At 50.5% G+C, this 24,772-nt stretch carries 22 protein-coding genes; 10 read left to right on the top strand and 12 right to left on the bottom strand.

Annotated elements, in window-relative coordinates; all coding sequences use genetic code 11:
- Genes TH61_RS10475 through TH61_RS10465 form a run of 3 tightly spaced genes read left to right on the top strand, consistent with a single transcriptional unit; the run spans nucleotide 1 to nucleotide 2,820 of the window.
- Nucleotides 1–1,395, top strand: a complete 1,395-nt coding sequence (locus tag TH61_RS10475) for a bifunctional UDP-3-O-[3-hydroxymyristoyl] N-acetylglucosamine deacetylase/3-hydroxyacyl-ACP dehydratase (RefSeq protein ID WP_066508935.1) — start codon at nucleotides 1–3, stop codon at nucleotides 1,393–1,395.
- Complete coding sequence (lpxA, locus tag TH61_RS10470; protein ID WP_066508933.1) at nucleotides 1,392–2,180, top strand: acyl-ACP--UDP-N-acetylglucosamine O-acyltransferase; 789 nt, start codon at nucleotides 1,392–1,394, stop codon at nucleotides 2,178–2,180. Before TH61_RS10475 ends, lpxA begins: the two co-directional genes overlap by 4 nt.
- Nucleotides 2,170–2,820 (top strand): ATP-binding cassette domain-containing protein, encoded by a 651-nt coding sequence (locus tag TH61_RS10465; RefSeq protein WP_066508931.1) that lies wholly within the window; start codon nucleotides 2,170–2,172, stop codon nucleotides 2,818–2,820. The genes lpxA and TH61_RS10465 overlap by 11 nt, the downstream gene beginning before the upstream one ends.
- Nucleotides 2,821–2,998: 178 nt before the next feature.
- On the opposite strand, the gene TH61_RS10460 is transcribed toward TH61_RS10465, so the two are convergent.
- Nucleotides 2,999–4,279, bottom strand: a complete 1,281-nt coding sequence (locus tag TH61_RS10460; RefSeq protein WP_066512780.1) for an erythromycin esterase family protein — start codon at nucleotides 4,277–4,279, stop codon at nucleotides 2,999–3,001.
- A 107-nt stretch (nucleotides 4,280–4,386) separates the two neighbouring features.
- Entirely contained in the window at nucleotides 4,387–5,127 is a 741-nt protein-coding gene (locus tag TH61_RS10455) for a DUF4197 domain-containing protein (protein ID WP_066512778.1), read from the bottom strand.
- Nucleotides 5,128–5,195: 68 nt separating this feature from the next.
- Between TH61_RS10455 and TH61_RS10450 the strand changes: the two genes are divergently transcribed.
- From TH61_RS10450 to TH61_RS10435, 4 genes are all read left to right on the top strand, one after another.
- Nucleotides 5,196–6,458, top strand: a complete 1,263-nt coding sequence (locus tag TH61_RS10450) for a competence/damage-inducible protein A (protein ID WP_066508928.1) — start codon at nucleotides 5,196–5,198, stop codon at nucleotides 6,456–6,458.
- 200 nt (nucleotides 6,459–6,658) lie between these two features.
- Entirely contained in the window at nucleotides 6,659–8,014 is a 1,356-nt protein-coding gene (locus TH61_RS10445) for a dihydrolipoamide acetyltransferase family protein (RefSeq protein ID WP_066508926.1), read from the top strand.
- Nucleotides 8,015–8,214: 200 nt separating this feature from the next.
- Entirely contained in the window at nucleotides 8,215–8,760 is a 546-nt protein-coding gene (locus TH61_RS10440) for a hypothetical protein (RefSeq protein ID WP_066512776.1), read from the top strand.
- A gap of 21 nt (nucleotides 8,761–8,781) precedes the next feature.
- Nucleotides 8,782–9,186 (top strand): hypothetical protein, encoded by a 405-nt coding sequence (locus tag TH61_RS10435; protein ID WP_066508924.1) that lies wholly within the window; start codon nucleotides 8,782–8,784, stop codon nucleotides 9,184–9,186.
- A 183-nt stretch (nucleotides 9,187–9,369) separates the two neighbouring features.
- On the opposite strand, the gene TH61_RS10430 is transcribed toward TH61_RS10435, so the two are convergent.
- Both TH61_RS10430 and TH61_RS10425 read right to left on the bottom strand, forming a co-directional pair.
- Nucleotides 9,370–12,006 (bottom strand): valine--tRNA ligase, encoded by a 2,637-nt coding sequence (locus TH61_RS10430; protein ID WP_066508923.1) that lies wholly within the window; start codon nucleotides 12,004–12,006, stop codon nucleotides 9,370–9,372.
- 253 nt (nucleotides 12,007–12,259) lie between these two features.
- Nucleotides 12,260–12,610: a 4Fe-4S binding protein gene (locus tag TH61_RS10425; protein ID WP_066508922.1), complete on the bottom strand. Its 351-nt coding sequence runs from the start codon at nucleotides 12,608–12,610 to the stop codon at nucleotides 12,260–12,262.
- Between the two features lie 129 nt (nucleotides 12,611–12,739).
- Here TH61_RS10425 and TH61_RS10420 point away from each other — a divergent pair, with 129 nt between their 5' ends.
- Together TH61_RS10420 and TH61_RS10415 are read left to right on the top strand one after the other, a co-directional pair.
- Nucleotides 12,740–13,753 (top strand): acyl-CoA reductase, encoded by a 1,014-nt coding sequence (locus TH61_RS10420; RefSeq protein ID WP_369796882.1) that lies wholly within the window; start codon nucleotides 12,740–12,742, stop codon nucleotides 13,751–13,753.
- A 184-nt stretch (nucleotides 13,754–13,937) separates the two neighbouring features.
- Entirely contained in the window at nucleotides 13,938–14,237 is a 300-nt protein-coding gene (locus TH61_RS10415) for a hypothetical protein (protein ID WP_066508920.1), read from the top strand.
- A 76-nt stretch (nucleotides 14,238–14,313) separates the two neighbouring features.
- On the opposite strand, the gene TH61_RS10410 is transcribed toward TH61_RS10415, so the two are convergent.
- From TH61_RS10410 to pyrF, 6 genes are all read right to left on the bottom strand, one after another.
- Complete coding sequence (locus TH61_RS10410) at nucleotides 14,314–15,177, bottom strand: nucleoside phosphorylase (RefSeq protein ID WP_066508918.1); 864 nt, start codon at nucleotides 15,175–15,177, stop codon at nucleotides 14,314–14,316.
- Nucleotides 15,178–15,297: 120 nt separating this feature from the next.
- The gene (locus TH61_RS10405; RefSeq protein ID WP_066508916.1) at nucleotides 15,298–16,266 is read right to left on the bottom strand and encodes a rhodanese-related sulfurtransferase; all 969 of its coding nucleotides are present in this window, start codon (nucleotides 16,264–16,266) and stop codon (nucleotides 15,298–15,300) included.
- A gap of 215 nt (nucleotides 16,267–16,481) precedes the next feature.
- Nucleotides 16,482–17,114: a NeuD/PglB/VioB family sugar acetyltransferase gene (locus TH61_RS10400; RefSeq protein ID WP_066508913.1), complete on the bottom strand. Its 633-nt coding sequence runs from the start codon at nucleotides 17,112–17,114 to the stop codon at nucleotides 16,482–16,484.
- Nucleotides 17,115–17,157: 43 nt separating this feature from the next.
- Nucleotides 17,158–18,444 carry a hypothetical protein gene (locus TH61_RS10395; RefSeq protein ID WP_066508912.1) on the bottom strand — a complete coding sequence of 429 codons (1,287 nt, stop codon included), beginning with the start codon at nucleotides 18,442–18,444 and terminating at the stop codon, nucleotides 17,158–17,160.
- Complete coding sequence (locus TH61_RS10390) at nucleotides 18,445–19,740, bottom strand: DUF2851 family protein (RefSeq protein ID WP_071887954.1); 1,296 nt, start codon at nucleotides 19,738–19,740, stop codon at nucleotides 18,445–18,447.
- Nucleotides 19,741–19,846: 106 nt separating this feature from the next.
- A complete protein-coding gene (pyrF, locus tag TH61_RS10385) occupies nucleotides 19,847–20,677 on the bottom strand; it encodes an orotidine-5'-phosphate decarboxylase (protein WP_066508899.1) in 831 nt (276 codons plus the stop codon).
- Between the two features lie 217 nt (nucleotides 20,678–20,894).
- Here pyrF and TH61_RS18145 point away from each other — a divergent pair, with 217 nt between their 5' ends.
- On the top strand, nucleotides 20,895–21,092 hold the full coding sequence (locus tag TH61_RS18145; RefSeq protein WP_157600679.1) for a hypothetical protein: 198 nt from the start codon (nucleotides 20,895–20,897) through the stop codon (nucleotides 21,090–21,092).
- A 314-nt stretch (nucleotides 21,093–21,406) separates the two neighbouring features.
- Here the strand turns inward: TH61_RS18145 and TH61_RS10380 are convergent, their stop codons facing one another.
- Together TH61_RS10380 and TH61_RS10375 are read right to left on the bottom strand one after the other, a co-directional pair.
- Complete coding sequence (locus TH61_RS10380) at nucleotides 21,407–22,051, bottom strand: outer membrane lipoprotein carrier protein LolA (protein WP_066508897.1); 645 nt, start codon at nucleotides 22,049–22,051, stop codon at nucleotides 21,407–21,409.
- 34 nt (nucleotides 22,052–22,085) lie between these two features.
- On the bottom strand, nucleotides 22,086–24,749 hold the full coding sequence (locus TH61_RS10375; protein ID WP_066508895.1) for a DNA translocase FtsK: 2,664 nt from the start codon (nucleotides 24,747–24,749) through the stop codon (nucleotides 22,086–22,088).
- Nucleotides 24,750–24,772: the final 23 nt, after the last annotated feature.

Below are 24,772 nucleotides of genomic sequence, written 5' to 3'. Positions count from 1 at the left end.
ATGAACGATAAACAGCATACCATTAAAGCACCGGTGACGGTTTCTGGTATTGGATTGCATACAGGGGTTATCTCAAACATGACCTTTTTGCCTGCCCCCATTAACCACGGGTACAAGTTCCAGCGCGTTGATTTACCTGAGCAGCCTATTGTAGACGCTGACGTAGACAACGTGGTAGACCTCTCCAGAGGAACTACGATTGAGCAGAACGGCGCCCGTGTGAACACCGTGGAGCACGTATTGGCGGCACTGGTAGGCTTAGAAATTGACAACGTCCTCATTCAGTTAGATGGCCCTGAGCCGCCTATCATGGATGGCAGCTCTATTTTGTTTGTGGAGCCTTTGCTTGAAGTTGGTCTGGAAGAGCAGAATGCCCTCCGCAACTTCTTTGAGGTGCCCGAGGAAATCAGGTTCAGAGACGGCGCCCGGGAGACCGAGATTGCCATCCTACCTCTGGATGACTACCGCGTGACCGTGATGGTAGACTACCATTCCCCGGTATTGGGTAGCCAGCATGCGTCTATGACGGATATTTCTCAGTTTAAAGATGAGATTGCCTCTTGTCGTACCTTCTGCTTTTTGCATGAGCTAGAGATGCTCTACAAGCAAAACCTCATCAAAGGCGGCGACTTAAGCAATGCCATTGTGGTGGTAGACCGCGTAGTAGAAGAAAACGAGCTGGATTACCTTTCTGACCTTCTCAAGAAGCCGAAGGTGGAAGTGAAGAAAGAAGGTATTCTCAACAACGTTGACTTACGCTACAGAAACGAGCCCGCTCGTCATAAACTACTAGATCTTATTGGTGATTTGGCCTTGGTGGGCCGCCCGTTGAAAGGACAGATCCTGGCCGCGCGCCCGGGTCATGCTTCTAACGTAGCCTTCGCCAAGAAAATCAAAAAATATATTAAAGAAACTTCGGTTAAGAACACCCCCATCTACGATCCTAAGAAGACACCGGTGATGGATATTAACCGTATCTCGCAGACGCTTCCGCACCGCTACCCGTTCTTGTTGATCGACAAGATCATCCACCTGGATGAGACAACGGTAACCGGCATCAAGAACGTGACCATGAACGAGCAGTTCTTTCAGGGCCACTTCCCGGGGAACCCAGTGCTGCCGGGCGTGATTCAGATTGAGGCCATGGCCCAGACAGGCGGCATTCTAGTGTTGAACACCGTGCCGGATCCTGAAAACTATTGGACCTACTTTTTGGGCATTGACAAATGCCGCTTCAGAAGGAAGGTAATTCCGGGAGATACCATTATCTTTAAATGCGAGCTCTTGGCTCCTATTAAACGCGGTATCGCAAAAATGCAAGGCCAGGCTTTTGTGGCTGGCCAATTGGTAATGGAAGCAGAAATGTCTGCTAGCATCGTAAGAAAAGACGCATGAATCAGCCCCTCGCATACATCCACCCCGAGGCTAAAATAGCCCAGAACGTAGTTATAGAGCCGTTTACCAGCATCTATAAAAACGTGGAGATTGGGGAAGGCACCTGGATTGGTCCCAACGTGACCATCATGGAAGGTGCCCGCATAGGCAAGAACTGCAAGATTTTTCCGGGGGCGGTGATCTCTTCCATTCCGCAGGACTTAAAGTTTGCCGGTGAAGACACGCTTACCTTTATTGGTGATGGCACTGTGATCCGGGAGTGCGTAACGGTTAGCCGCGGCACCGTAGACCGCATGAAGACCGTGGTGGGTAGCAATTGCCTAATCATGGCCTATGCCCACGTAGCACATGACTGCATCATTGGTAACCACTGCATCATGGGCAACGCCGTACAGATGGCGGGCCACGTAGTGATGGGTGACTATGCTATCATCAGTGGCGCCAGCGCCGTGCATCAGTTTGCCAAGATTGGCGCGCACGCCATGGTGTCTGGTGGTTCTTTGATTAGAAAAGACGTTCCTCCGTTTGTGAAAGCGGCCCGCGAGCCTTTGTCCTATGCTGGTGTCAACTCTATTGGCCTGCGCCGCAGAGGCTATACCAATGAGCAAATCAACGAGATACAGCAGGTGTACCGTATTCTGTACATGAGCGGCTTGAACAACGCCGCAGCCGTAGACAAGATTGAACTGGAAATCTCCCCTAGCCCAGAGCGCGACGAAATCCTGAATTTTGTGCGGGACTCCGGCCGAGGCATTATCAAAGGCTATCAACGGGATGCAGATTAAGCTAACGTCTGTTGGCAAACGATATAATTACGAGTGGATTTTCAGGAATCTGTCCTATGAGTTTGTGTCTGGCAAGGCATATGCTATTCTAGGACACAATGGCTCCGGAAAATCCACTTTGATTTCTCTCCTAAGCGGTTTTCAGCTACTCTCTGAAGGAGACATCTCCTACTCTCTAGGAACCAAGCAACTACCCGTAGAGCAAGTCTACCGCCATCTCTCCATTGCCGCACCCTACCAAGATTTACTGGAGGAACTGACGCTGGAGGAGATGATCCAATTCCATACCCGGTTCAAGTCTCTCCGCAACATCACCGCCCAACAGCTACCCGATATTTTGCAACTCCAGAAGGCTAAACATAAACTGGTGCGTGATTTCTCCTCGGGCATGCGGCAGCGGTTAAAATTGGGACTGGCGCTGTACTCAGATACCCCTTTCCTACTCTTAGACGAACCCACTACCAACCTGGACCAGGATGGCGTAGCGTGGTACCTAGAGCACCTTCATCAAAACCGGAAAGACCGACTCGTCATCATCGGGTCAAACGTACCGCATGAGTACAGCTTCTGCGACGAGCAACTGCCCATTAACCAATTCCACTACGTGGTTCCGGCCCGCAAAAACAGCCTTTTGAAGTAGAATGCGTTTTTGGCGTATTTCCTGGAAAACGGGGCAAAAACGGCGCTCTTGGTTAATATGTCAAGTATCGTTTTTGGCTTATTTTCTAGAAACTAGCTCAAGAACGATACTTGCCTAAAAAGAGAAGCCCGCGCATGTGCGCGGGCTTCTCTTTTATATTTTCATTTATAGCCAGAAGCTATTCATTGGCCGGGTACAATTCTGGTGGCTCTTTCTCTTTGGTTTTGACGATGAACGGACGCAGGGCCTCGCTTTCATCAATGTACAGGAACGCGTCATAGCGCTCTGGGATAAGGGTGGGCACATAGTTGCCATACGACTCATGGTTGGCATTGTACACTACGCCAATGGCCCGGTGGCCAATCTGTTGTCTTGCTTCTGGGATTTCTTTCAGCTCATGCGAGAACAAGAGTTTATTGGTAGGGCTTAAGGAGTGCAACCAGTGTTCCCAGCTTCCTTCTTTGGCAGGGGGCATCTCCATCTTCTGCATGGGGGCACCCCAGGCGCTTCCGGCAATGACAGACCCTTCATAAGAACCAAAGCCAACCAAGTACACATTTTCATTGCCATATTGCTCACGGGCCAGCTGGCCAATGTTCACCATGCCGGCGCGGGCCATGTCGGTGAAGCGGGCATCGCCTATGTGGGTATTGTGCTCCCAGATAATTACTTTGGAATCGGGGCCGTGGAATTCAAGCAGACGGTTGAGAGTCTCCATCATGTGCTCATCGCGCACGTTCCAGGAGCTGCCGCCGCCTCTGATCATGGCTTTGTAATAACGCTCGGCGTTCACGGCCACCAGGGCATTCTGCTCGGCGTCAAAAACTGCCTCTGGATTATTAGGCTCGCCGCCTTCATGCTTTCCTAGTTCCATCAAAAGCGAGAGAACGTCCTGTTCGCAATCTTCAGACACGTAGGCCACGGCGCGGGCGTATTCTTGCGGGTCAGAGCTATAGGGTTCAAAGCACTTGAAGGCTTCTTTGGCCGCTTTTAGGGCCTGCCCGTCGCGCTTTTCCAGGTACTTCATGATGCGCTGCAAGGAATCCCACAAACTATATACATCCAAACCGTAAAACCCTACCGGCAACGAATTGGGATGGTCATTGTGTTCTTTGAGCCATTCCACCAATGCGGCTACCTCCCAGTTGCCCCACATCCAGGTGGGCCAGCGGTTGAAGTGCTTGAGGATGTCAGACACCTTGGTTCCCGGCTTGCAATACCCTTTGATGAATTTATTGATTTGGAAGCAGTCTGGCCAGTCGCCCTCTACGGCAATAAAGGTGAAGCCTTTCTCTTCTATTAAGCGCTTGGAGATGGCGGTGCGCCAGGAGTAGTAGTCAGAGGTGCCATGGGAGGCTTCGCCCAGCATCACAATGCGCGAATCTCCTATATCCTCTATAAGTGAATCTAAATCTGATTTGTTTTCCAGCCGATGATATGGCAGTTTGGTATATGTCATGAGTGGTAAGCAAGTGAAGTCTTGCCTTTTACCCATACATACCCAAAAAAGGTTACCCGTTTTTAATCTATTTTTGAAAAAATAGGCTAAAAACGGGTAAAGGCTCCTTATTGGTTGCTGCCAAACACTCTGCGCAGCAGTTCAGTGGTTCTGGCAATGGGGTTTTCCCTGATGTTGGCCTCCTCCTGGGCTACCAACGTAAAGAGGCCGTCAATGGCCTTCTGCGTGGCATATGACTCTAAATCTGGGTTGGCTTTCTGCACCAATGGAATCTTGTTATAACGGTTCACCAAGTCAGTATAATACCGGGTGGCGTTCACCTTGTCCAATGAGTTTTTGATGACCGGTCTAAAAGCGGTCGTCAACTGTGAGGTAGTGGTTCTTTTTAAGAATTGGGTAGCCGCATCTTTCTCACCGCGTAGAATGTTCCAGACGTCTGAGAAGGTGAGTTGTTTGATGGCGCTAATGAAAATAGGCACTGCACTTTTGGCGGCATCTTCGGCACCACGGTTCAAGGTCATGACAAATTTGTCCACCTCAGAACCTAGTCCAATGCTGCGCAAGGTTTTTTCTACGCGCTGTACGTCCTGCGGAAAAGGAATCCGGATGAGGCTATTCTTATAATATCCGTCGGTTTGACCTGCTTGGTTGGCGCCCCTGGTAATGCCTTGGGATAACGCTTCGCGCAAGCCCATGGCTACCTCATTCTGCGTCAAAGGACCGCCGCGGCCTGTTTGCGTGGCAATAGCCCCGTCTACCGCTTGTTGTATCTGACTGGCCGTGCAAGAGGACAATCCCAAAAATAGTAGGGTTCCTAAAACAAAAGGGGACGTAGTTAATTTCTTCATCTGAGCGTACATGATTACATTTGATATAACGTAGGTAAAACTCGTTACGCATAAATCAAGCCAAACAGATGAAACAAGAGGTATCAGCAGAAATTATCACCATAGGCGATGAACTGCTGTACGGGCAGGTGGTAGACACCAACTCTGCCTGGATGGGAGAAGAACTAGGGAAAATTGGGATCAAGGTCAAGCAGATCACCTCCATTTCTGACAGCCCCGAGGCCATAGAAGAAGCCTTAGACACGGCTAAGACACGGGCGCAGGTTATCTTGATGACCGGCGGACTGGGCCCTACCAAAGATGACTTGACCAAACACACCCTTACCAAGTACTTCAAGACGCACTTAGAACTGCACCAGCCGTCTCTGGACAACGTGGTGGCAATTTTCAAGAAATACAACCGGCCCCTCACGGTCACCAACCAGCAACAAGCGTATCTACCGGCAAGCTGCACGCCCATCTTAAACACCTTGGGCACCGCCCCGGGCATGCTCTTTGAAGAAGAGGGACACATCATTGTGTCCATGCCCGGCGTCCCTTTTGAGATGAAGGGCATGATGACCAACCATATTCTGCCGCACCTGCAAGCCCATTTCCAGCTACCCGAAATCAACCACAAGGTCATCCAGACCATTGGCCTGGGCGAGTCCTTTCTAGCAGACACCATCTCTGACTGGGAAGACAGCCTACCCACCAATCTAAAGCTGGCCTATTTACCCAACCTGTCTGGGGTACGGTTGCGCTTGACTGGCGTGTACAACGGCATTGATGATTTAGAGGATCAGATGATGCGCGAAGTAGGCAAACTCAGCGACCTCATCCCTGACTATATCTATGGCTACGGCGAGATTTCTTTAGAAGAAACCGTAGGAATGCTCCTAAATGGCCGCAACTACACCATCTCTACCGCAGAGAGCTGTACCGGCGGACTCATAGGTCATAAACTGACCAGCGTGCCTGGTAGCTCCATGTATTACAAAGGTGGCATCATTGCCTATGACAACTATGTAAAAATAAATGAGCTAGGTGTGGAGCAGGATATTCTGGACAAATATGGCGCAGTGAGCGGTGAGGTAGTGCGCCAAATGGCCGAGGGCGTGCGCCGCAAGATGGGCACCGACGTAGGCATTGCCACCAGCGGAATAGCCGGCCCCGGCGGCGGAACCCCAGATAAACCCGTGGGTACCATCTGGATTGCCTACGCAGACGCCACTCAAACCATCGCCAAGAAACTCAACTACAACAAGACGCGCCTGCTCAACATTGAGTACACGGCCTTGCAGGCCATGAACCTCATTCGGCAAAGTTTGCCCGGCCCGGTTGAGGAATAGGTAAAAAACTCTAAATTTGCCTAACAAGCGTTAGAATGGCTGCCTTGCATTAGCACCTTACAAGAAGGTAGTTTCTGAAAACCAGCAACTTATCCTAAAAACCAAGGCTCCTAAATGTGACTGCTCGTCGCTTGCTAAAAAAGATTACCGTTTACTGATTACCGTTTATTGTTAACTAATCATTGAATTAAACTGATAATATGGCCCTTGTAGAAATGGTGATGCCCAAAATGGGCGAGAGTATCATGGAAGGCACTGTCTTGAAATGGTTGAAGCAAGTAGGCGACACCATTGAGCAGGATGAGTCTGTACTGGAAGTAGCCACTGACAAAGTGGACACGGAGGTACCAGCCATCCAAGGCGGTGTGTTGAAAGAGATTCTGGTGCAGGAAGGCCAGGTAGTAGCCGTAGGCGCACCTATTGCCATCATTAGCACTGGTGGAGATGATACTCCTGCTACTTCTACCCCAGCGGCCCAGGCAGCTCCGGCCACTCAGCCTACCACGCAACCAGCGGCTCACCCCGCCGAAGCGCCTCAGGCTTCTGCTCAGGTGTCTCAGCGTTTAGAGCAACCAGCTTCGGGACGTTTCTATTCTCCGTTGGTGATGAACATTGCCCGCGAGGAAGGCATCTCTATGCAGGAACTGGAATACATTCCAGGCACTGGCAAAGAGGGCCGTGTGTCTAAGAAAGATATTCTGGAGTACGTAGCCAACCGTCAGAGCGGCGCTCCGGCGGCTTCTGCCCCGGCTCCGCAACCAGTTGCCCAACCAGCACAAGCGCCTACTCCACAGCCAGCGGCACCAGCCCCAGCGGCAGTTGCTGCCCCGGCGCAATCGTACAGCGGCAACGTGGAGATTATTGAGATGGACCGCATGCGCAAGATGATTTCTCAGCGCATGGTGGACAGCAAGCGCATCTCTCCGCACGTGACCTCTTTTGTGGAGGCAGACGTGACTAACATTGTGAACTGGAGAAACAAGATGAAGGACGCGTACAAAAAGCGCGAAGGCGAGAACCTGACCTTCACTCCTATCTTCATTGAGGCCATCGTGAAAGCCATCAAAGACTTCCCGATGATTAACGTGAGCGTAGATGGTGACAAAATCATCAAGAAGCGCGACATCAACATTGGTGTGGCCGTAGCCTTGCCATCTGGTAACCTAATTGTGCCCGTGATTCACAACGCGGACCAGATGAACCTAAACGGCTTAACCAAGAAGGTAAACGATTTGGCCAACCGCGCCCGTTTAAACAAACTGACCGCCGCTGACCTGGCAGACCCAACCTACACCGTTTCTAACGTTGGTTCTTTCGGCAACGTGATGGGTACACCTATCATCATGCAGCCGCAGGTGGCCATCATGGCCGTAGGTGCCATTAAGAAGAAGCCAGCCGTGATTGAAACCCCAGAGGGTGACTTGATAGGCATCCGTCAGTTCATGTTCCTGTCGCACAGCTATGACCACCGTGTGGTGGATGGTTCATTGGGCGGCATGTTCGTGCGCCGCGTAGGTGACTACTTAGAAGGCTTCGACCCGAACACTACTATTTAATTTGGAGATTTGGGAATTTGAAGATTTGAATATTCCCTTATACATAAGAAAAGCCTCTCCACTTGGAGGGGCTTTTTTGTGGCCTCGTTTTTGGCTCGTTTCCTAGGAAACAAGCCAAAAACGAAAACCCATAACCCGAAAGCCTAGAATATAGTAAAAGCTGTATCTTGCTGATGCAGGATGCTACACTCCCTACCAATATGAAAAATACCTTATTCTTAATCTTCCTGGCATTCGTGCTGTTTCTGGCCATTTACTTTTACTGGGGACAAAGCCAAGCCGAAAGTCAGTTAGCCAGCGCCAACACCAAAATCACCAGCCTGGAACAGCAACTGCAACGCTACACCCGCTCTGCCCCGCCAGTACAGAATCCAGCCCCTAAAGACACTACCGCCAAGCCCAATCCAAACAACCTGGAAGAAGACATGGTGACGCCACCGGCCTCCACCAGCTTTGAAGACGAACTAGGCACCTTGAGCGCCGGAGACATTCAACGCCTGCAACGCAAAGGCCTTAAAAACCCTGAGGCAGATTTGATGAACGATTTGATGCGCCGTCAGAAAACTATCCTGAACGCGACCGGCACCATGGGCGGGACTATGGCCATTAGGGACATCCGTATCTTGAACGACCGCTACGCCATGGCTTATTTTGAAGACGGCCACAACGGCGGGAATATGCTTTTGAAATATGCCGTAGCCGATGGCACCATCACCTGGACCAGATTGGATTCTTATAAACTGTAAATCGACAATATTAGGCTCTTGATGAAAAATGAACAAATCAGGAAGAAGCTTGTAGATATATGGGGAGCGGAAGGATTATGGACACCCTTGAACGGGGAAATAGCTTCTGAAACATTAGACTACTTTGAATTAGATGAATTTCAGTCTGCATTTGGCCTAGAAAAGCTCAAAGAAATTCTTGAGGAGTTAGAAGCCGGACCAATCCACGAGATAAGCGAAATCCAAGAGGATAGAATCATACCAGTATCTGAGATTGATGAATATGTAGGTATAGAAATGTTCTACACTGACTCTGATGCGAGTTGGGTGATTTATCTCTCACATGAGAATACTATTACAATTGCAGGTGCAAGGCTTCTTGACGCATTAAAACAGAAGTGGGCTAATTATAATGATTTCAACAAACCGTGGGAGAAAAAATCGTAATCAATTATAAATAAATAGCATACCCGGCAAAAAACCTTACTATAGTTTATAAAGAGTAAGTACATCAAGAATACTGTTTTTGGCCTGTTTTCCAGAAACTAGGCTAAAAACATCTTCCAACTAAAACAAAAAGCGGCTATCCTTTGCAGGGTAGCCGCTTTTCTATAATCAATATTCCAAAACTTACTCAGAAGGCAAAGCAGACAAGCTTTGCTCTAAGGCGGCAATCTTGGCCTCGGCGTCTGCTTGCTTTTTGCGCTCTGCGTTGATGACCGCATCTGGGGCACCGGCCACAAAACGCTCGTTGCTAAGCTTTTTGTCTACGCTGGCCAGGAATCCTTTGGTGTAATCCAGTTCCTTCAAGATGCGTTCGCGCTCGGCGGCGGCGTCAATGGTACCTTCCATCGGGATAAAGAACTCTGAGCTGTCCACTACAAAAGAAAGCGCGCTGTCTAGGGGCTGTTCGGCCTCCTGAATCTCGCTCAGGTTGGCCAGTTTGCTTACCAACACTTCATACCCAGCGATGGCGTTTTTGCCTTCGTTCAAGCGCACGTGCAGGGCCAGTTTCTTGGCCGGCGACAGGTTTTTGCTGTTGCGCAGGTTCCTGATTTGGCCTACCACGTTCAGCACGTATTCCATGTTGCGGAGAATGTCTGCGTCTACGCGTCCTTGGGCTGGCCAAGGAGCTACCACTAAGCAGTCTTTCTCGGCGCGTTCTGCCATAGAGTTCCAGATTTCCTCGGTGATGAACGGCATAAACGGATGCAACACCTTCATCAGTTTCTCCAGGAACTCATTGGTGGCCTGCAAGGTGCCAGCATCAATAGGTGACCCGAAGGCTGGTTTAATCATCTCCAAGTAAGATGAGCAGAAATCATCCCACACCAGTTTGTACACGGTGAGCAGAGCATCAGAAATCCTGAACTTCTCAAAATGGTCTTCCAGAATGTTCAATGACTCATTGAATTTAGAGTCAAACCACTTAATGGCCTTCTCGTTCGGATTAGGCAAGGTGGCATCTACTTCCCAGCCGTTGATGAGACGGAACGCGTTCCAGATTTTGTTGCTGAAGTTACGGCCCTGCTCACACAATTTCTCGTCAAACAACAGGTCATTGCCCGCCGGAGAGCTGAACAACATACCCGCGCGTACACCGTCGGCGCCGTACTGTTCAATCAATACCAACGGGTCTGGCGAGTTGCCCAATGACTTAGACATTTTTCGGCCCTGTGCGTCACGCACAATACCGGTCAGGTACACGTTTTTGAACGGCAATTCCTTCCGGAACTCATAGCCGGCCATAATCATACGCGCTACCCAGAAGAAGAGAATCTCAGGGGCGGTTACCAGGTCATTGGTGGGGTAGTAGTACAGGATATCCTCGTTGTCTGGGTCTTTGAAGCCGTCGAACACCGAGATAGGCCATAACCAAGAAGAGAACCACGTATCCAACACGTCCTCGTCCTGACGCAAATCTGACATTTGTAGATTAGCATCACCACTTTGCTCCTGCGCCAAGCGTAAGGCTTCCTCTGGGGTGGTAGCTACTACAAAGGTTCCGTTCGGCAGGTAGTATGCCGGAATCTGCTGACCCCACCACAACTGACGCGAGATACACCAGTCGCGCACGTTTTCCATCCAGGAACGGTACATGTTCTTGAACTTGGGCGGGTGCAACTTGATGTTGTCGTTCATCACGTTCTCAAGCGCTGGCTTGGCCATCTCTTCCATCTTGCACCACCATTGCATAGACAGCTTGGGCTCAATCACGGCATCGGTGCGCTCAGAGAAACCTACGTTGGTCACAGAATCCTCTACCTTCTCTAGCAAGCCTTTGGCCTCGAGTTCCTTGGTGATTTTCTTGCGTACCACAAAGCGGTCTTCGCCTACGTACAGGCCGGCGCGCTCATGAATGGTACCGTTATCGTTCAAGATGTCAATGCTTGGCAGGTTGTGCTTCACGCCCAGTTCATAGTCATTGATGTCATGGGCAGGCGTCACTTTCAACACCCCCGTACCGAACTCAATGTCCACGTACTCGTCAAAAATAATGGGGATGGCGCGGTTCACCAACGGAATGATGGCTTTCTTACCTTCCAGATGCTGATAGCGTGGGTCTTGGGGGTGCACGCAGATAGCCACGTCGCCCATGATGGTCTCCGGGCGTTTAGTGGCCACGGTCAACACTTCGTCAGAGCCTTCAATGGCGTAGCGCAAATAGTACAGCTTGCCGTTAACCTGCTTGAAGTTTACCTCCTCGTCAGACAAAGCCGTCAGGCCTTGCGGGTCCCAGTTGACCATGCGCACGCCGCGGTAGATGAGGCCTTTGCGGTACAGGTCCACAAACACTTCAATCACGGCCGCGGTCAGGTCTGGCTCCATGGTGAAACGGGTACGGTCCCAGTCACAAGAGGCGCCCAGTTTCTTCAACTGCTCCAAAATGATTCCGCCGTATTTCTCTTTCCAATCAAAGGCGTGCTGTAGGAATTCCTCCCGGCTGATGTCTTTCTTCTCAATGCCTTTCTCCTTGAGCATGTTGACCACGCGGGCTTCGGTAGCGATGGACGCGTGGTCGGTGCCTGGCACCCAGCAGGCTTCTTTGCCTTGCATACGGGCTCTTCGCACCAAAATGTCCTGGATGGTATTGTTGAGCATGTGTCCCATGTGCAACACACCCGTTACGTTGGGCGGCGGAATCACCACGGTGTAAGGCTCCTTCTTGGGATTGGGCTTAGACCTGAAGAAACCGCGCTCCAGCCAAGTGGCGTACCACTTGTCCTCTACTTCTTTGGGATTATATGTTTTTGGAATAGACGTCATTGGGCAATGTGCTAATTGTTGAATGGGCGGGTGTGCTATTAGCGCAGACACCCGCTCATTTTACGTGAATCTGCAAAAATAACAAATTAGCAGACTTACGACTCAGATAATAGATTTTAGATAGTAGCTATTGGACGGCAGACTGCGGTGATGCTCCGTTTTTGGCTTGTTTTCTGGAGAAAAGGCCAAAAACGGGCAGGCAACAAAAAACCCGCACAGGGCGGGTCTTTTGGAATACATATTGAAATTAGCCTTAGCTGGCGGCGTGCAGCCACTCTTTCTTGGCCAACAGGTCTTCTTCGCTCTCACGGTAGTCTGGGTCATCTACACAGCAGTCTACCGGGCAAACCGCGGCGCACTGAGGTTCTTCATGGAAACCGCAGCACTCGGTGCATTTGTCAGAGACAATGTAGTAGAATTCGTCTGAGATGGGCGGTTGCGGGGCTTTGCCGTCAATGGTTTCACCGCCGTCAATCTCCACTTGGGTTAGAGAGGTACCGTCTCCCCAGGTCCACTGCGCGCCACCTTCATAGATAGCAGTGTTAGGGCACTCCGGCTCGCATGCGCCGCAGTTGATACACTCATCCGTAATCATTATAGCCATAATCGTATCTCCTGTTTCTTTTTAGTAATTTTGCACCGGCTTCTACGGCACGCCATACTACGCGCAAAAGTAATACTTAGCGCCCATTGTATCAAACGTTTCTCACGCACTCGCTGTTCCCCTTTCAATATGATGACATTAGAAAACCGACTTTCTGCCTTTGTAGCCTTAGGAGATTACCTACGTGCACTCACAGAAGAGGAATTAGAATACCTGGCCCGAAGAACGGGGCAGTTCAATAACTTCTTTGACTTGCCAAATGTTTCAGCGGCCCTGAGCGGTATTGCCCACATGCTCCAGCGCGAGGCACTGGAGAAATGGGTGGCGCAGTATGATTTCAGCCAGATAACGCCCAAGAAAGTGGGCGTGGTGATGGCAGGCAATATTCCGGCAGTGGGGTTCCATGACGCGCTGTGCATTTTGCTGTCGGGCCACATTTTGCAGGCCAAACTGAGCTCAGACGACCCGTTTTTGGTGCGGCACCTGTTGGACAAACTGATTGAGCTGGACGACCGCTTCTTGACGCAGGTGCAGTTTGTGGACATGCTCAAAGAGTCTGACGCCATCATTGCCACCGGCTCTGACAACACCGCCCGCTACTTTGAGTACTACTTTGCCAAGCGCCCGCACATCATCAGAAAGAACCGCACCAGCGTAGCCGTCCTGACCGGCGAGGAGACCCCTGAGGAACTAGCCGCCCTGGGTGATGACATTCTCCGTTATTATGGGCTGGGTTGCCGAAACGTGGCCAAGGCCTACGTGCCGGTGGGTTATAATTTCACGCCTTTCTTTGAGGCCATTGAGTACAAGAAGGAAGTGGTCAACCACCACAAGTACCAGAACAACTATGACTACAACAAGTCCATTCTGCTGGTGAACCGCGTGCCGCACTTGGACAACGGTTTTTTGATGGTCACCGAAAGCAAGAGCCTGGTCTCCCCCATCTCTGTGCTGTTCTATGAGACCTACACAGACGCCGAAGACTTAAAGGCGAAACTGACCGAGGTGCAGGACAAGTTACAGTGCGTGGTGTCCAAGGAAGGCGCCTGGCAGAACAGCTTCTCGTTTGGGCAAGCGCAGTGCCCGGCCGTGACAGATTATGCCGACGGCGTAGACACCATGGCGTTCCTGGCGAAGCTATAGCCGTTTTTGGCTTATTTTAGGCAAAACAAGCCAAAAACGCTTGTTTGTTTGGCAACAATAGCACGATTCAGATTTCTTTCGTATAAACTAAAACCAACGCAATCGTTTGCGTTTATTCTGAATTATTTATTCATTGCCAGCAGACAACCAGACAACACTGACTACCAGACAACACTGACTAATTATGGAAAAAACCGCACCTCATTTTCCGCTGATTGAGAAAGAAACCATCCCAGAACTTCAGTTTGGACAAGAAGACGTTTGGGCCGATAAAGAATCCCAGAAACGCCGTATGCATGACTTGGAGCGTGCCAGCCGGTTAGGCAATGGCTACCAGGGCAAGGTTGAATTGACCTTTCAAGTAGCCAACGGCGACATTAAGCGGGTACAAACCACCATCTGGCAGGTAGACCAGGAGTACGTGACCTTGAAATCTGGGGTGACGCTTCCGCTAAAAGCTGTGTTGGGTGTTGAGTTCTTCTAAATAGACAACCATTATAAAAGAAAAGGCTCCTGCTATCTCAATAGCAGGAGCCTTTTCTTTTATACTATCACTGTGCTTAGATTCTATCCAGCACTTTGATAATCAAATCATCAATCACTTGCTCTGAGTTATCAGCGAAGGTGTTGGAGATTCTATTGGCGACAATAGCATTCAAAGACAATACTTCATGGCCTAGCAGTCTGCCCAGCGCATAGATACCAGCGGTTTCCATCTCGAAGTTTGTGAACTTAACATTCTCATACTGAAAGGCGCTTAGCTTCTGAATCAAGTCCTGCACTTTTGGCTGCAATCTTAATTGTCTTCCCTGCGGGCCGTAGAAGCCTGGGCAGGTGAAGGTATTGCCATGAATCATGTCAAAGGCAATCTGCTCACGCAATAAGTCTGAACCTTTGGCGCAATATGGCAAGAACCCGATGCCCAAGGCCAATTGCACCTGTACCGCAATCTCCGTTTCATAGCCAGTTTCCATCAATGGGTAGAATTGCATCAAAGAGTCTAAGCCCATGGCGTACTCAGTAGCTAAATGGCTGCCCAGCGGAATATCCTGCTGCAAAGCGCCCGATGTGCCTATGCGCACAATCTTTAGGGAGATATGGTCTTCGGCATCCACTGGCTCACGGCTCACGAAGTCAATGTTCACCAGCGCGTCCAGCTCATTGAACACAATGTCAATGTTGTCTGTGCCTATGCCCGTAGACACCACCGAAATGCGCTTGCCTTTGTAGTAACCAGTATGCGTCACAAACTCGCGCTTAGCCACCTGCACCTCAATGGAGTCAAAATGCTGGCTTACTTTGGCCACGCGGTCCTGGTCGCCCACCGTGATGATGGTGTCAGAAATCTGCTCAGGCAGCAGGTTCAAGTGATAGATGCTGCCGTCGGCGTTAAAAATCAGTTCAGACTCCGGGATGCGGGCCATAGGTTCATAGTTTTAGGTGGTACATGTGAGGCAAGGACCTCTTGCCCTAAGGAAAGAAAAAGCGCCGACACTATTGCCCAGAAGCAACATGCGGCGCTTTCTTTCTATAACAATTATCGCTTACACGGCCTTAGATTGCTCCGTCTTGCGGCGGTTCAAGCCTTTGTACGGGTTGTAGCCGTTGGTGTTTTTTTGGTAATAACCAGTGCCATCATACGGGCGCTTATCGGGGTGCTCCTGGCAGGTGGTAGAGCAGGCGCCATCCATTAGGGTACCGCAGGTTTCACAGATGGGCACGTGCAGGTTACAGTGCGGGTTGGCGCAGTTCACCATTCTAGCCGAAGGCGTTTCGCAAACATGACATTTAGAAATGACCACCGGATTGACGGTGTTCACGTCTACCGCCACGCGGTTGTCAAAGACATAGCATTTTCCTTCAAAATCCTCGCCCCCGGCTTCCATACCGTACTTGATGATGCCGCCGTGCAATTGGTACACGTTCTCAAAGCCACTCTCCAGCAAGAAAGCACTGGCTTTCTCGCATTTGATGCCGCCGGTGCAGTAGGTCAGGATTTTCTTGCCCTCGTACTTTTCCTTCAGCTCATCTATCTTCTCCGGGAACTCCCTGAAGTTCTCAATGTCCAAAGTCACGGCGTTCTTGAACTTGCCCATGCTGTACTCATAATCTGAGCGCACGTCCAATACCACCACGTCCTCCTGGTCTTTCATGTCCCTGAACTCCTTCGGAGACAAATGCACACCCGTCCGCTCAGTGGGGTCGATGTTCCTCAGGCCGGCGTGCACAATCTCGGGCTTATGACGCACGTGCAGTTTGGTGAAGGCATGCTCCTCGGCATAATCCACCTTGAAGTCAATGCCAGCAAAACGTGGGTCGGCTTTGACGGCGGCCATGTAGGCTTCGCAGTCTTCCACCAAACCAGAGACGGTGCCGTTCAAACCCTCTGGCGCGACAATGATGCGGCCTAGCAGGTTGAGGCTTAAACACAGCAGATGGTGCTCCTCGCGGAACAGTTCTGGGTCTTCAATCTTGGTGTAGTGGTAATAAAGAAGGATACTGTACTTTTTCATACGAGCTTAGTTTCAGACTAAGTGTAAAATGGATGTTAGATACTGGATGCTAGACGCTAGACTTTTGTGGTTAAGTTCCTTTTCTAGTTTTGGCCAAATTTACAGAAAACAGCCCGAAATCGAAAAATGACCTTCGTCAGTTCTGAGTCTTGAGTCATATTGATAGACTACGATTTCAGAAGTCTTGAATCTTTTGTCTTGCGTCTTATGTCTTTTTAGACAGCTTTTGCAGGGTTTCCGAAGACGGTTTGCTTGGCGGCTACGTCTGCCACTACCACGGCACCGGCGCCTACGCGGGCGTTCTTGCCAATCTTCACACCAGACACAACCACGGCTCCGGTTCCAATGAAAGCTCCCTCGGCCACGGTCACGCCTGCGTTAATGATGGCTCCTGCGCCTAGTTGCACGTGGTCTTCTATAACAGCGTTAGAATCTACCAGCGCTCTGGCTCCTATCACACAGCTGTCACCAACCTTGGCATTGGGATTGACGATGGCCCCGGCTTGCACTAAGTTGCCATGGCCAAGCCAGGCGTGCTCAGACACGTAGCTGAATCTATGAATGCCGTTCACGGGCACTACTTTGTAATCTTCTTTGAGCATGTTCACCAGGCTCTTCCGGGCGGCCATATCCTCAGCGGCTACAAACACGTCGCACTTCTTGCCAATAAGCTTCAGGAAATTCTCGTCCTCGGTGTTGCCCATGACGGTGATTTCGTTCACCTCCTGCTGTTGCAGGGCAACTTTGTCATCTAAAAAGCAATACACCACCACATCGTTACTCTGGAAAGTATCTAGCGCGGCAATACCCAACTCCTGGGCACCTAATATTATAACGGGATTCTGCATGGTCTCAAATTGAAATATTTATGCAAAAATACGCAAAGAAAAATTAAGCGCTTTTGCCGCCTTTAGTCAGGCGGTGCCACCAGCGTAACCAAGGTCCCTGCGCTAGCGCAATGGTCAGGAAAATTGCCAACAATGGCGCGCGGTACCGGTTCAAGGACCCCAGGTTGGGCGTGGGCAAAGCAACCAAAACTGCGCCAGCCAAGAAGAAACACAGCAACACTAACCAGAAGGCAGGGGGTGGTTTAACCTTTGTGTTTTTAATGATCTCTACCAGGGCCGTTAGAATTATGAATAAAATGACCAGATTCTCTATCGCAATCAGTTTATAGAACAAAGGCGCCGGTTCCCAGATAAAAGGCCGCACCAACATCTGCCCCACCGCCTGCGGCGCATGCCAAAGTATGGAAGTGAATGAAGCATTTAGATTGGGGAATACAATCTGCGGAAGCTCTGAGGAGGTCTTCGCTGAAATTTTATTGTAGTTCAGCATAACGTGAAAACCCAAGTCGTCTGGCGTAAAATCAGATTGCAAAAAGTAAGCACTAACTGCTCCCAGCACCATCATTCCCAGCCAAAGCATGGCCTTTCTAGACAAAGAGCTGAGCACTCCAAATCGCTTCGCCAAAAATTCTACCAAAAGATAAGCCAGCAGAAACACGATAGCCGGGACTGCTAAGAAGAACTTCACCTTCCAGAACAGCCAGGATGCTAGTGCAAACAGTACTCCGTAGTACAGTTTTTCCTTGACGCCTTGGGCATAGAGCAACCGTACAGTAAAGCCAAACAAAAAGCACATGGCGCCCATCACCAGGCTATCCTTACTCACGCCGCTGGTCCAGAACACAATGGAAGGAAAGAACAGGAAGGCAACAAAGGCAGGAATCCTATAATCTGGGAATCGTTCTTCAATTCTTAGAAACAAATACCAGCAGCCCCAAAAGCTGAACAGAGACAGATAGGCACTGCTCCACCAGTAGGAAGCATCCGTGAGCAGATACAGAAAGCTCAACAACTTGATAAAGAAGAAGGAATTGGAGTCCGCTCTAAAAGCCACCAAGGCCTCGCCCGTTTGATTTTCCAACCAAAACCGGACATAGTCTAAAGGAAGTTGGGTGGTTTCTTGTAGCACCTTGAGCGCCACCCGATGGTAGGACCAGGTGTCTCCGCCGCCTAGTATTTCTTTGTATACATACCCCAGCGCCAGCCCAGCCACTACCTTTACCGCCAGCCCAGCCCAAAAAAGCAAACCGTGCGCCTTTCCCTGGTGTAAGCGCCACAACAGAAACACTAGAAAAAAAAGCGGTGGCAGATGAAGCCAGGATGAAAGCATTCAGGGGCGAGTTAGGTGTTGCTTCATCAGGCGGTGCCCGACCACGCAATTTAAACATTTCTTGGGTTGGCAATACCTTTGGTACAACCCAATCAAGGCCTGAGAGTCGGCGGCGGATTTGTTTGCAAAGCCTAGACCAGTATACAACCTAGTAATCTTGTTGTTTTCTTTGGGGATTTGCTCCAGCAGGGCGATGGCTTTGCCTTGGTAGAAATAGTCACCCGTCCTTCGGCTGTAGGCAATAAACAACGGCGCCACTACATTAATGAGCAAATTCTGGATACTCTCCTCACCTATTCTGGCAAATGTCTGTTTGCACTTCTTGCCCGGTGCGTAATGCTGTTGCCAATACGCGGGTGGCTCTTGCTGGAAGAACTCCTTGAACTCTTTTATAGTACTACACGCCACCAAGGTGGACCAAAGGTGCTCGTGCGCCAGCAGCACCGCCAAGAACTGCCCCAACCGGATGCCCGGGAAATTAGCCGGCCGCAGCCTGAGCATGTTCCAGGCCTTGGCCGTCAAGGGCTCCTCTAAGGCATGCTTGTGGCTTAGGAAGTGGTGTTCTTTGGCCAGTTGCAACGCATATTCATCTGGCGCAGTGATGTGGGAAAGCAAGCCCGCCTGCCCAAACACCAAGGCCTCCAGTTGGGCCGGCTTTTTCTGATACCGTTGCACCATACCCCAAGGCAGCACCTGCGTAAGAAACAGGAAACCGTCCTGGTTCATCTTAAACCCAAAGCCCGCCGCCATGGTCTGGTACACGGTGCTCTCCCAATTTTGCCTGCTCTGCTCCATGCGCTCCAAGACCAGTTCAGCCTTGAGTTGCAGCCTCTCCAGCAGGGTCTTGTCCAGCATAGAGGATTTGTAAATGCCGTCTACCAGGTGGGTCTGCGGGGCGCAGGGAATGACGGCCTCGCTCCAAAGGAGCTCCTGGTACTGGGCTTGCAAAGGCAGCTGGACCCGGCCTTGCAGTTCCAGCGTGGGCATTGGCGTCCCTTCTTCGCGTAAAGCAACTTCATCCTCTTGCCAGACCACATGCAAGACCACCTGGTTGTATTTGGCGTCGCGTTGGTGATGGTGCCGGCGCCAGTCTGAGGAGGAAAGGTGAATCTCTACGCTGCCCACCCATTCCGTTTCGTCTAACTTTATTCTGGCAGAAGAGAAATCGGGGCCCGCATCTGAGCGGTTGTAAAAGCCGGGGTGCAGGATAGTTATCTCTTCGCCGGTGGTGGTGAGCAGCTGTTCTTTGTTGAAGTATTGATGTTGCCAGACGTAGTGCAAAAAATCCTCTTTCATAAAACGGGAACAGCCTTTCACATTTCCCTTGCTCATACGGCAACAGAACGTGAAAGGCTGAACCTGTCGTTTTTGGCCTCTTTTCTGGAAAACAGGCCAAAAACGGCTATTGCGGCAAGTACTCTGTCAAATACTTGTTCATTTCATGCTGCACGGCCAGCGCGGCCACCCGGGCTTTCTCCGCGAAGTCTTCGCCTTGGGACGCATAAATAATCTGGCGGGAGGAATTCACCAGCAGACCGCAGTGGCTGTTCATCCCGTACTTGGATATCTCCTCCAAGCTTCCGCCCTGGGCGCCTACGCCGGGCACCAACAAGAAATGGTAAGGAGCAATCTCCCGGACGCGCTCAATGTAGTCACAGCGCGTAGCGCCCACCACGTACATCAGGTTTTCGGGCGTGCCCCACTCCTGGCTTCTGATCAAGACTTTCTCAAACAGGAAATGCTGCTCCCCTTGGGCCACTACACTGGAGAACTGAAAATCCTTGCTGCCTTCATTGGAGGTGAGCGCCAGCAGAATCGCCCATTTGTTGGGGAACTGTAGGAACGGCTGCACCGAGTCGGCGCCCATGTACGGGGCCACCGTGATAGAGTCAAAGTCCATCTGCTCGAAAAACGCCCGGGCGTACAGCTCAGAGGTATTGCCAATGTCGCCGCGCTTGGCATCGGCTATGGAGAACACGTCTTCTGGGATGGCCTCCAGAGTCTTCTGCAGGCTCACCCAGCCCTTGGGGCCATGCGCCTCATAAAACGCCACGTTGGGTTTATAGGCTACGCACAGGTCAGAGGTGGCTTCAATGATCTGGCGGTTGAACTCAAAGATGGGGTCTTCGTGCTGCAGCAGGTGCTTCGGGATTTTCTTCAGGTCAGTGTCCAGGCCTATGCAGAGGTAGGAACGCTTGCGCTGGATTTGCTCAAAAAGCTGTTGTCTGGTCATGGGATGGTGATCAGGTTGCGGTTCACAAATCTAAACTGTTTTTGGCTTGTTTTGTTGAAAATAGGGGAAAAACGATGGTGGATTGTTTGCATGGGTTTGTCAGTAGCGGAATGCCAATTTCACGCTTACTCTTTGTGGTTCTCACTAACAACCAAAGTTGCTTCTCATCTAGAATTTGTTTGGCTCCTTAAGTGCACGCATTTGGCTGTTCCTGAGTATGACTTCCCTTCCGGTGCGCATTTACAACCTTGTTTCATTTACTCCGGTAAGCGGTCACGGCCGCGGGGCCTCGTCCTGGCCCTTCGCACTGCTGTTGTACTCTGGGCCTGTGGGGCCCCGCCCTGCCGGGCAACGAAACAACAGAGGCGCTCAGGACCAAGACTGGTTTGGGTTCCAGTTCTGCTGGCGCTTATAAGTAACTACCCTGTCTGTAGGCGAAGGCCGTTCCTGTCGTTGCAGAAGCCCGCGTGCTGCGCACGGTTTGCTTGATCTGCTGGCACGTGGCCATGGTTCAAGTCTGCGACTTGGACCCATGATGGAGGGCAGTTTGTAACTGCCGTATGGCTTGACCAGATCAGCACGGGCTCCCCTATCTTTCTTGCTTATGTTATTTGTATTTCTGGACAGTTTTGTCCGTTTTTGGGCTGGTTTCTGGGAAATAGCCCGAAAACGAAAAAGGCTCCTGCGTTTCCGCGGGAGCCTTTTGAGTGTGTGATTCATGTATGCCTCTTAACGAAGATCTACTACTTTCACACCTTTGTATTTGGCCTTGTCAAAGGCGAAATGGTTGGCTGGCAACACTGGGTTAGGCGAAAACTTCTTGATCGTGTACACATAGCGGTTTCCGTTTTTGCGGAACATCTGCCAAGACTTGATGGAGTTGTCTTTCTTGCTGATGAACATGCGCACCTTGAACACTTGGTTGGTTTTGTCTTCTGGGGTCATGTCAATTACGTGCACGGTCTCGCCGCCTAATTTCTGCTCACCGCTGTAGTTGTACTTATAGCCTTTTTTGTAGAGCGTATAAATCTGGTTGGGCGTTAATTCCTGCTCATCTGGGTCATTGTCAGAGATGTTTACTTCGTTCTCCTTCTTCATGAAGGTCCAGATGGTAGTGCCGTTGTTGATGATCTCCTGTCCGGCCACAGCCAGACGGAATTTATTGCCAGACACGGTGATGTCTCCGTTGATGGTTTCCTTCACCTTGGCGTTTTGACTTTCTAATGTTTGGGAAAAAGTGGCTTTGAAGGCTTTCATGGCTTGATACTTCTTGCTCATGGCATCCAAAATCTGCTCAGCTTTCGGGTCTTTCTGCGCGCTGGCAAACTGGGCTACCGTCATCAGAGCGATCAAGAAAGAAAAGAATCGTTTCATAAGAGTGTATTTAGTAAAAAGTGGATCTACTGTTTTAGTTACGATCCAATGTATTCAATAACTGTTCCAAACTGTATTCGTCTGGAATTAAAACTTCGCGGGCCTTGCTTCCCTCAAACGGACCCACCACGCCGGCAGCTTCCAATTGGTCAATTAAACGGCCTGCGCGGTTATAGCCCAACTTCAATCTGCGCTGCAACAAAGAAGTACTACCCTGCTGGTGCGTCACCACAATACGGGCGGCCTCCTCAAACATGGCGTCCTTGTTGCTCGGGTCAAACTCGGCTTTGTCATTGCCGCTCTCATCGCCCACAAATTCTGGCAACAAATACGCGTCTGAATAGCCTTGCTGTTCGCCAATGAAGTCACAGATTCTGTCCACCTCGGGCGTATCTACGAACGCGCACTGCACCCGGATTAGGTCTGAGCCCAGGGAGAACAGCATGTCACCTTGGCCAATCAATTGATCGGCCCCGCCAGTGTCCAGAATGGTGCGCGAGTCTATCTTGGATGTTACCTTAAAGGAAATTCGGGCAGGAAAGTTCGCTTTGATGATACCCGTGATCACATTTACCGACGGACGCTGCGTAGCGACCACCAAATGGATGCCAATGGCACGGGCCAACTGCGCCAAACGGGCGATGGGCGTCTCCACCTCTTTGCCCGCCGTCATCATCAAATCTGCCAACTCATCAATCACCAGAACAATGTACGGCATGAATTTGTGCCCTTTCTTAGGGTTCAATCTGCGCTCTACAAACTTAACGTTGTATTCCTTGAGGTTTCGGCAACCGGCATCTTTGAGTAAATCATAGCGCTGGTCCATCTCCATACAGAGCGAGTTCAGCGTGTTTACTACTTTTTTAGTATCAGTAATAATAGCTTCTTCCGTGTCTGGCAATTTGGCCAGGAAATGGCGCTCAATCTTGTTGAACAGAGAAAGCTCTACCTTTTTAGGATCTACCAACACAAACTTGAGTTGTGATGGGTGACGCTTATATAAGAGTGAGGTCAAGATGGCGTTCAAACCCACCGATTTACCCTGACCCGTGGCACCGGCCATGAGCAAGTGAGGCATTTTGGCCAAATCGGTGATGAAGACTTCATTGGTGATAGTCTTCCCGAAGGCGATAGGCAGGTCCATTTCGCTCTTCATGAACTTCTCAGTGCTCAAGATGGATTTGATGGACACCATCTCCTTCTTCTTGTTGGGCACCTCAATACCAATGGTCCCCTTGCCGGGAATGGGAGCGATGATACGTATTCCCAAAGCCGCCAAACTCAACGCGATGTCATCTTCCAGACTCTTAATCTTGGAGATACGCACGCCCGCGTCCGGCACAATCTCATATAGGGTCACAGTAGGCCCGATGGTGGCTTTGATGCTGGCAATGCCGATGTTGTAATTGCCCAGCGTCTCTACAATGCGGTCTTTGTTAGCTTCCAGTTCTTCTTTGCTTACCGTGACTTTGGCTAGGCCGTAATCAGTGAGCAAGTCTATGTGCGGGTATTGGTAGCGGGGTAAATCTAAGGTAGGGTCATAATTCTCGCTGGTGACGGCTTCTACCTCGGCGTGGGCCGGAATCGGCGCGATGTCCAAATCCAACTCAGCTTCTTCCTCAACGTCATCCTCTAGCAGAACCTCATCCTCAAAGTCATCTTCCATCTCTAAAGCGAGCGGCACAGACGTTGGGGTTGCCGTTGAGCGGGAAGTCACAGGCAGGTCATTGACGGCGAAAAGATCTTCTTCTGGCTCTTCCTCATCGTCATACGCACCGTCGTTCTGGTCTTCGTTAAAGAAGTCTTCTCCTTGTTGGTCTTGAAGGGCAAATGGCGCCGGGTAAACCATGTCTTCTTCCTCCTCATCCTGGGCCTCTATGCTGCCAGATGGATTGGTGAGGTGGTTCATAGCCATGGACGGCGAAGCATACACCCCAGACTCTGCAGGATAATCTTGACGATAAGTGTTTCCTTCTGGACCCGCAGTGGCGACGGCTGGTTTTGGACGATTGAGCGTGGTGATGTTAAAGAAGAACATCACAAAGGCAATCAGCGCGAAGGCCAGCAGCAGCCCGGTTCCCCAGCGCAGCAGGCTCTCCAGCCACAAAGCTGTCTCATAACCAATGGCGCCGCTCAGGAAACTGTAATCACTGGCCAGACCGCTGGTCAAAACCACATAGCCGGCAGAGATACTTCCCCACAGCAAACCAAACAGACATAAGGTGACCACTGAGGAAAGCGTGATAGTGGTGCGCCTAAAGACAATCTTATAGCCTATGTAAAAAATGATGGGAATGAAAAAGAAGGAGGCTACCCCAAACCAGCGGTTGATAAAATAGTCAGACACCCAGGCGCCAAACAAACCCAACCAGTTCTCAGACTCCAGGCCGGCTTCTTTCACCGCATCCACAGTGACAGACTCTACCACGCTCTGGTCTGCCGTGCCCGTGAACAGGTAAGAAACAAACGCGATGGTGAGGTACAAACTAGAAAGCAAGAAGAAAAAACCTACAAATAGTTGCAGGCGTCTGTCCTTGAAAAAGCCAAATGAGAGGGTAGGCGCAGTAAAAGACCTTTTGGGTTTTGGTTCTTTGGGGGCCTTAGCCTCCGTTTTTCCCTTAGGTTCATTCTGGCTCCTCGGCATGTTTTTAGGCCGCGGACCAGTCCCTACTTCGCGTTTATATGTGTTCGTAGCCATGATGTCTCCAAACCTCAAATCTA

Source organism: Rufibacter sp. DG15C, from assembly GCF_001577755.1.
Lineage (GTDB): Bacteria > Bacteroidota > Bacteroidia > Cytophagales > Hymenobacteraceae > Nibribacter.
The sequence above is the reverse complement of the archived record's forward strand: the minus strand, read 5'-3'. Positions and strand labels throughout refer to the sequence as shown.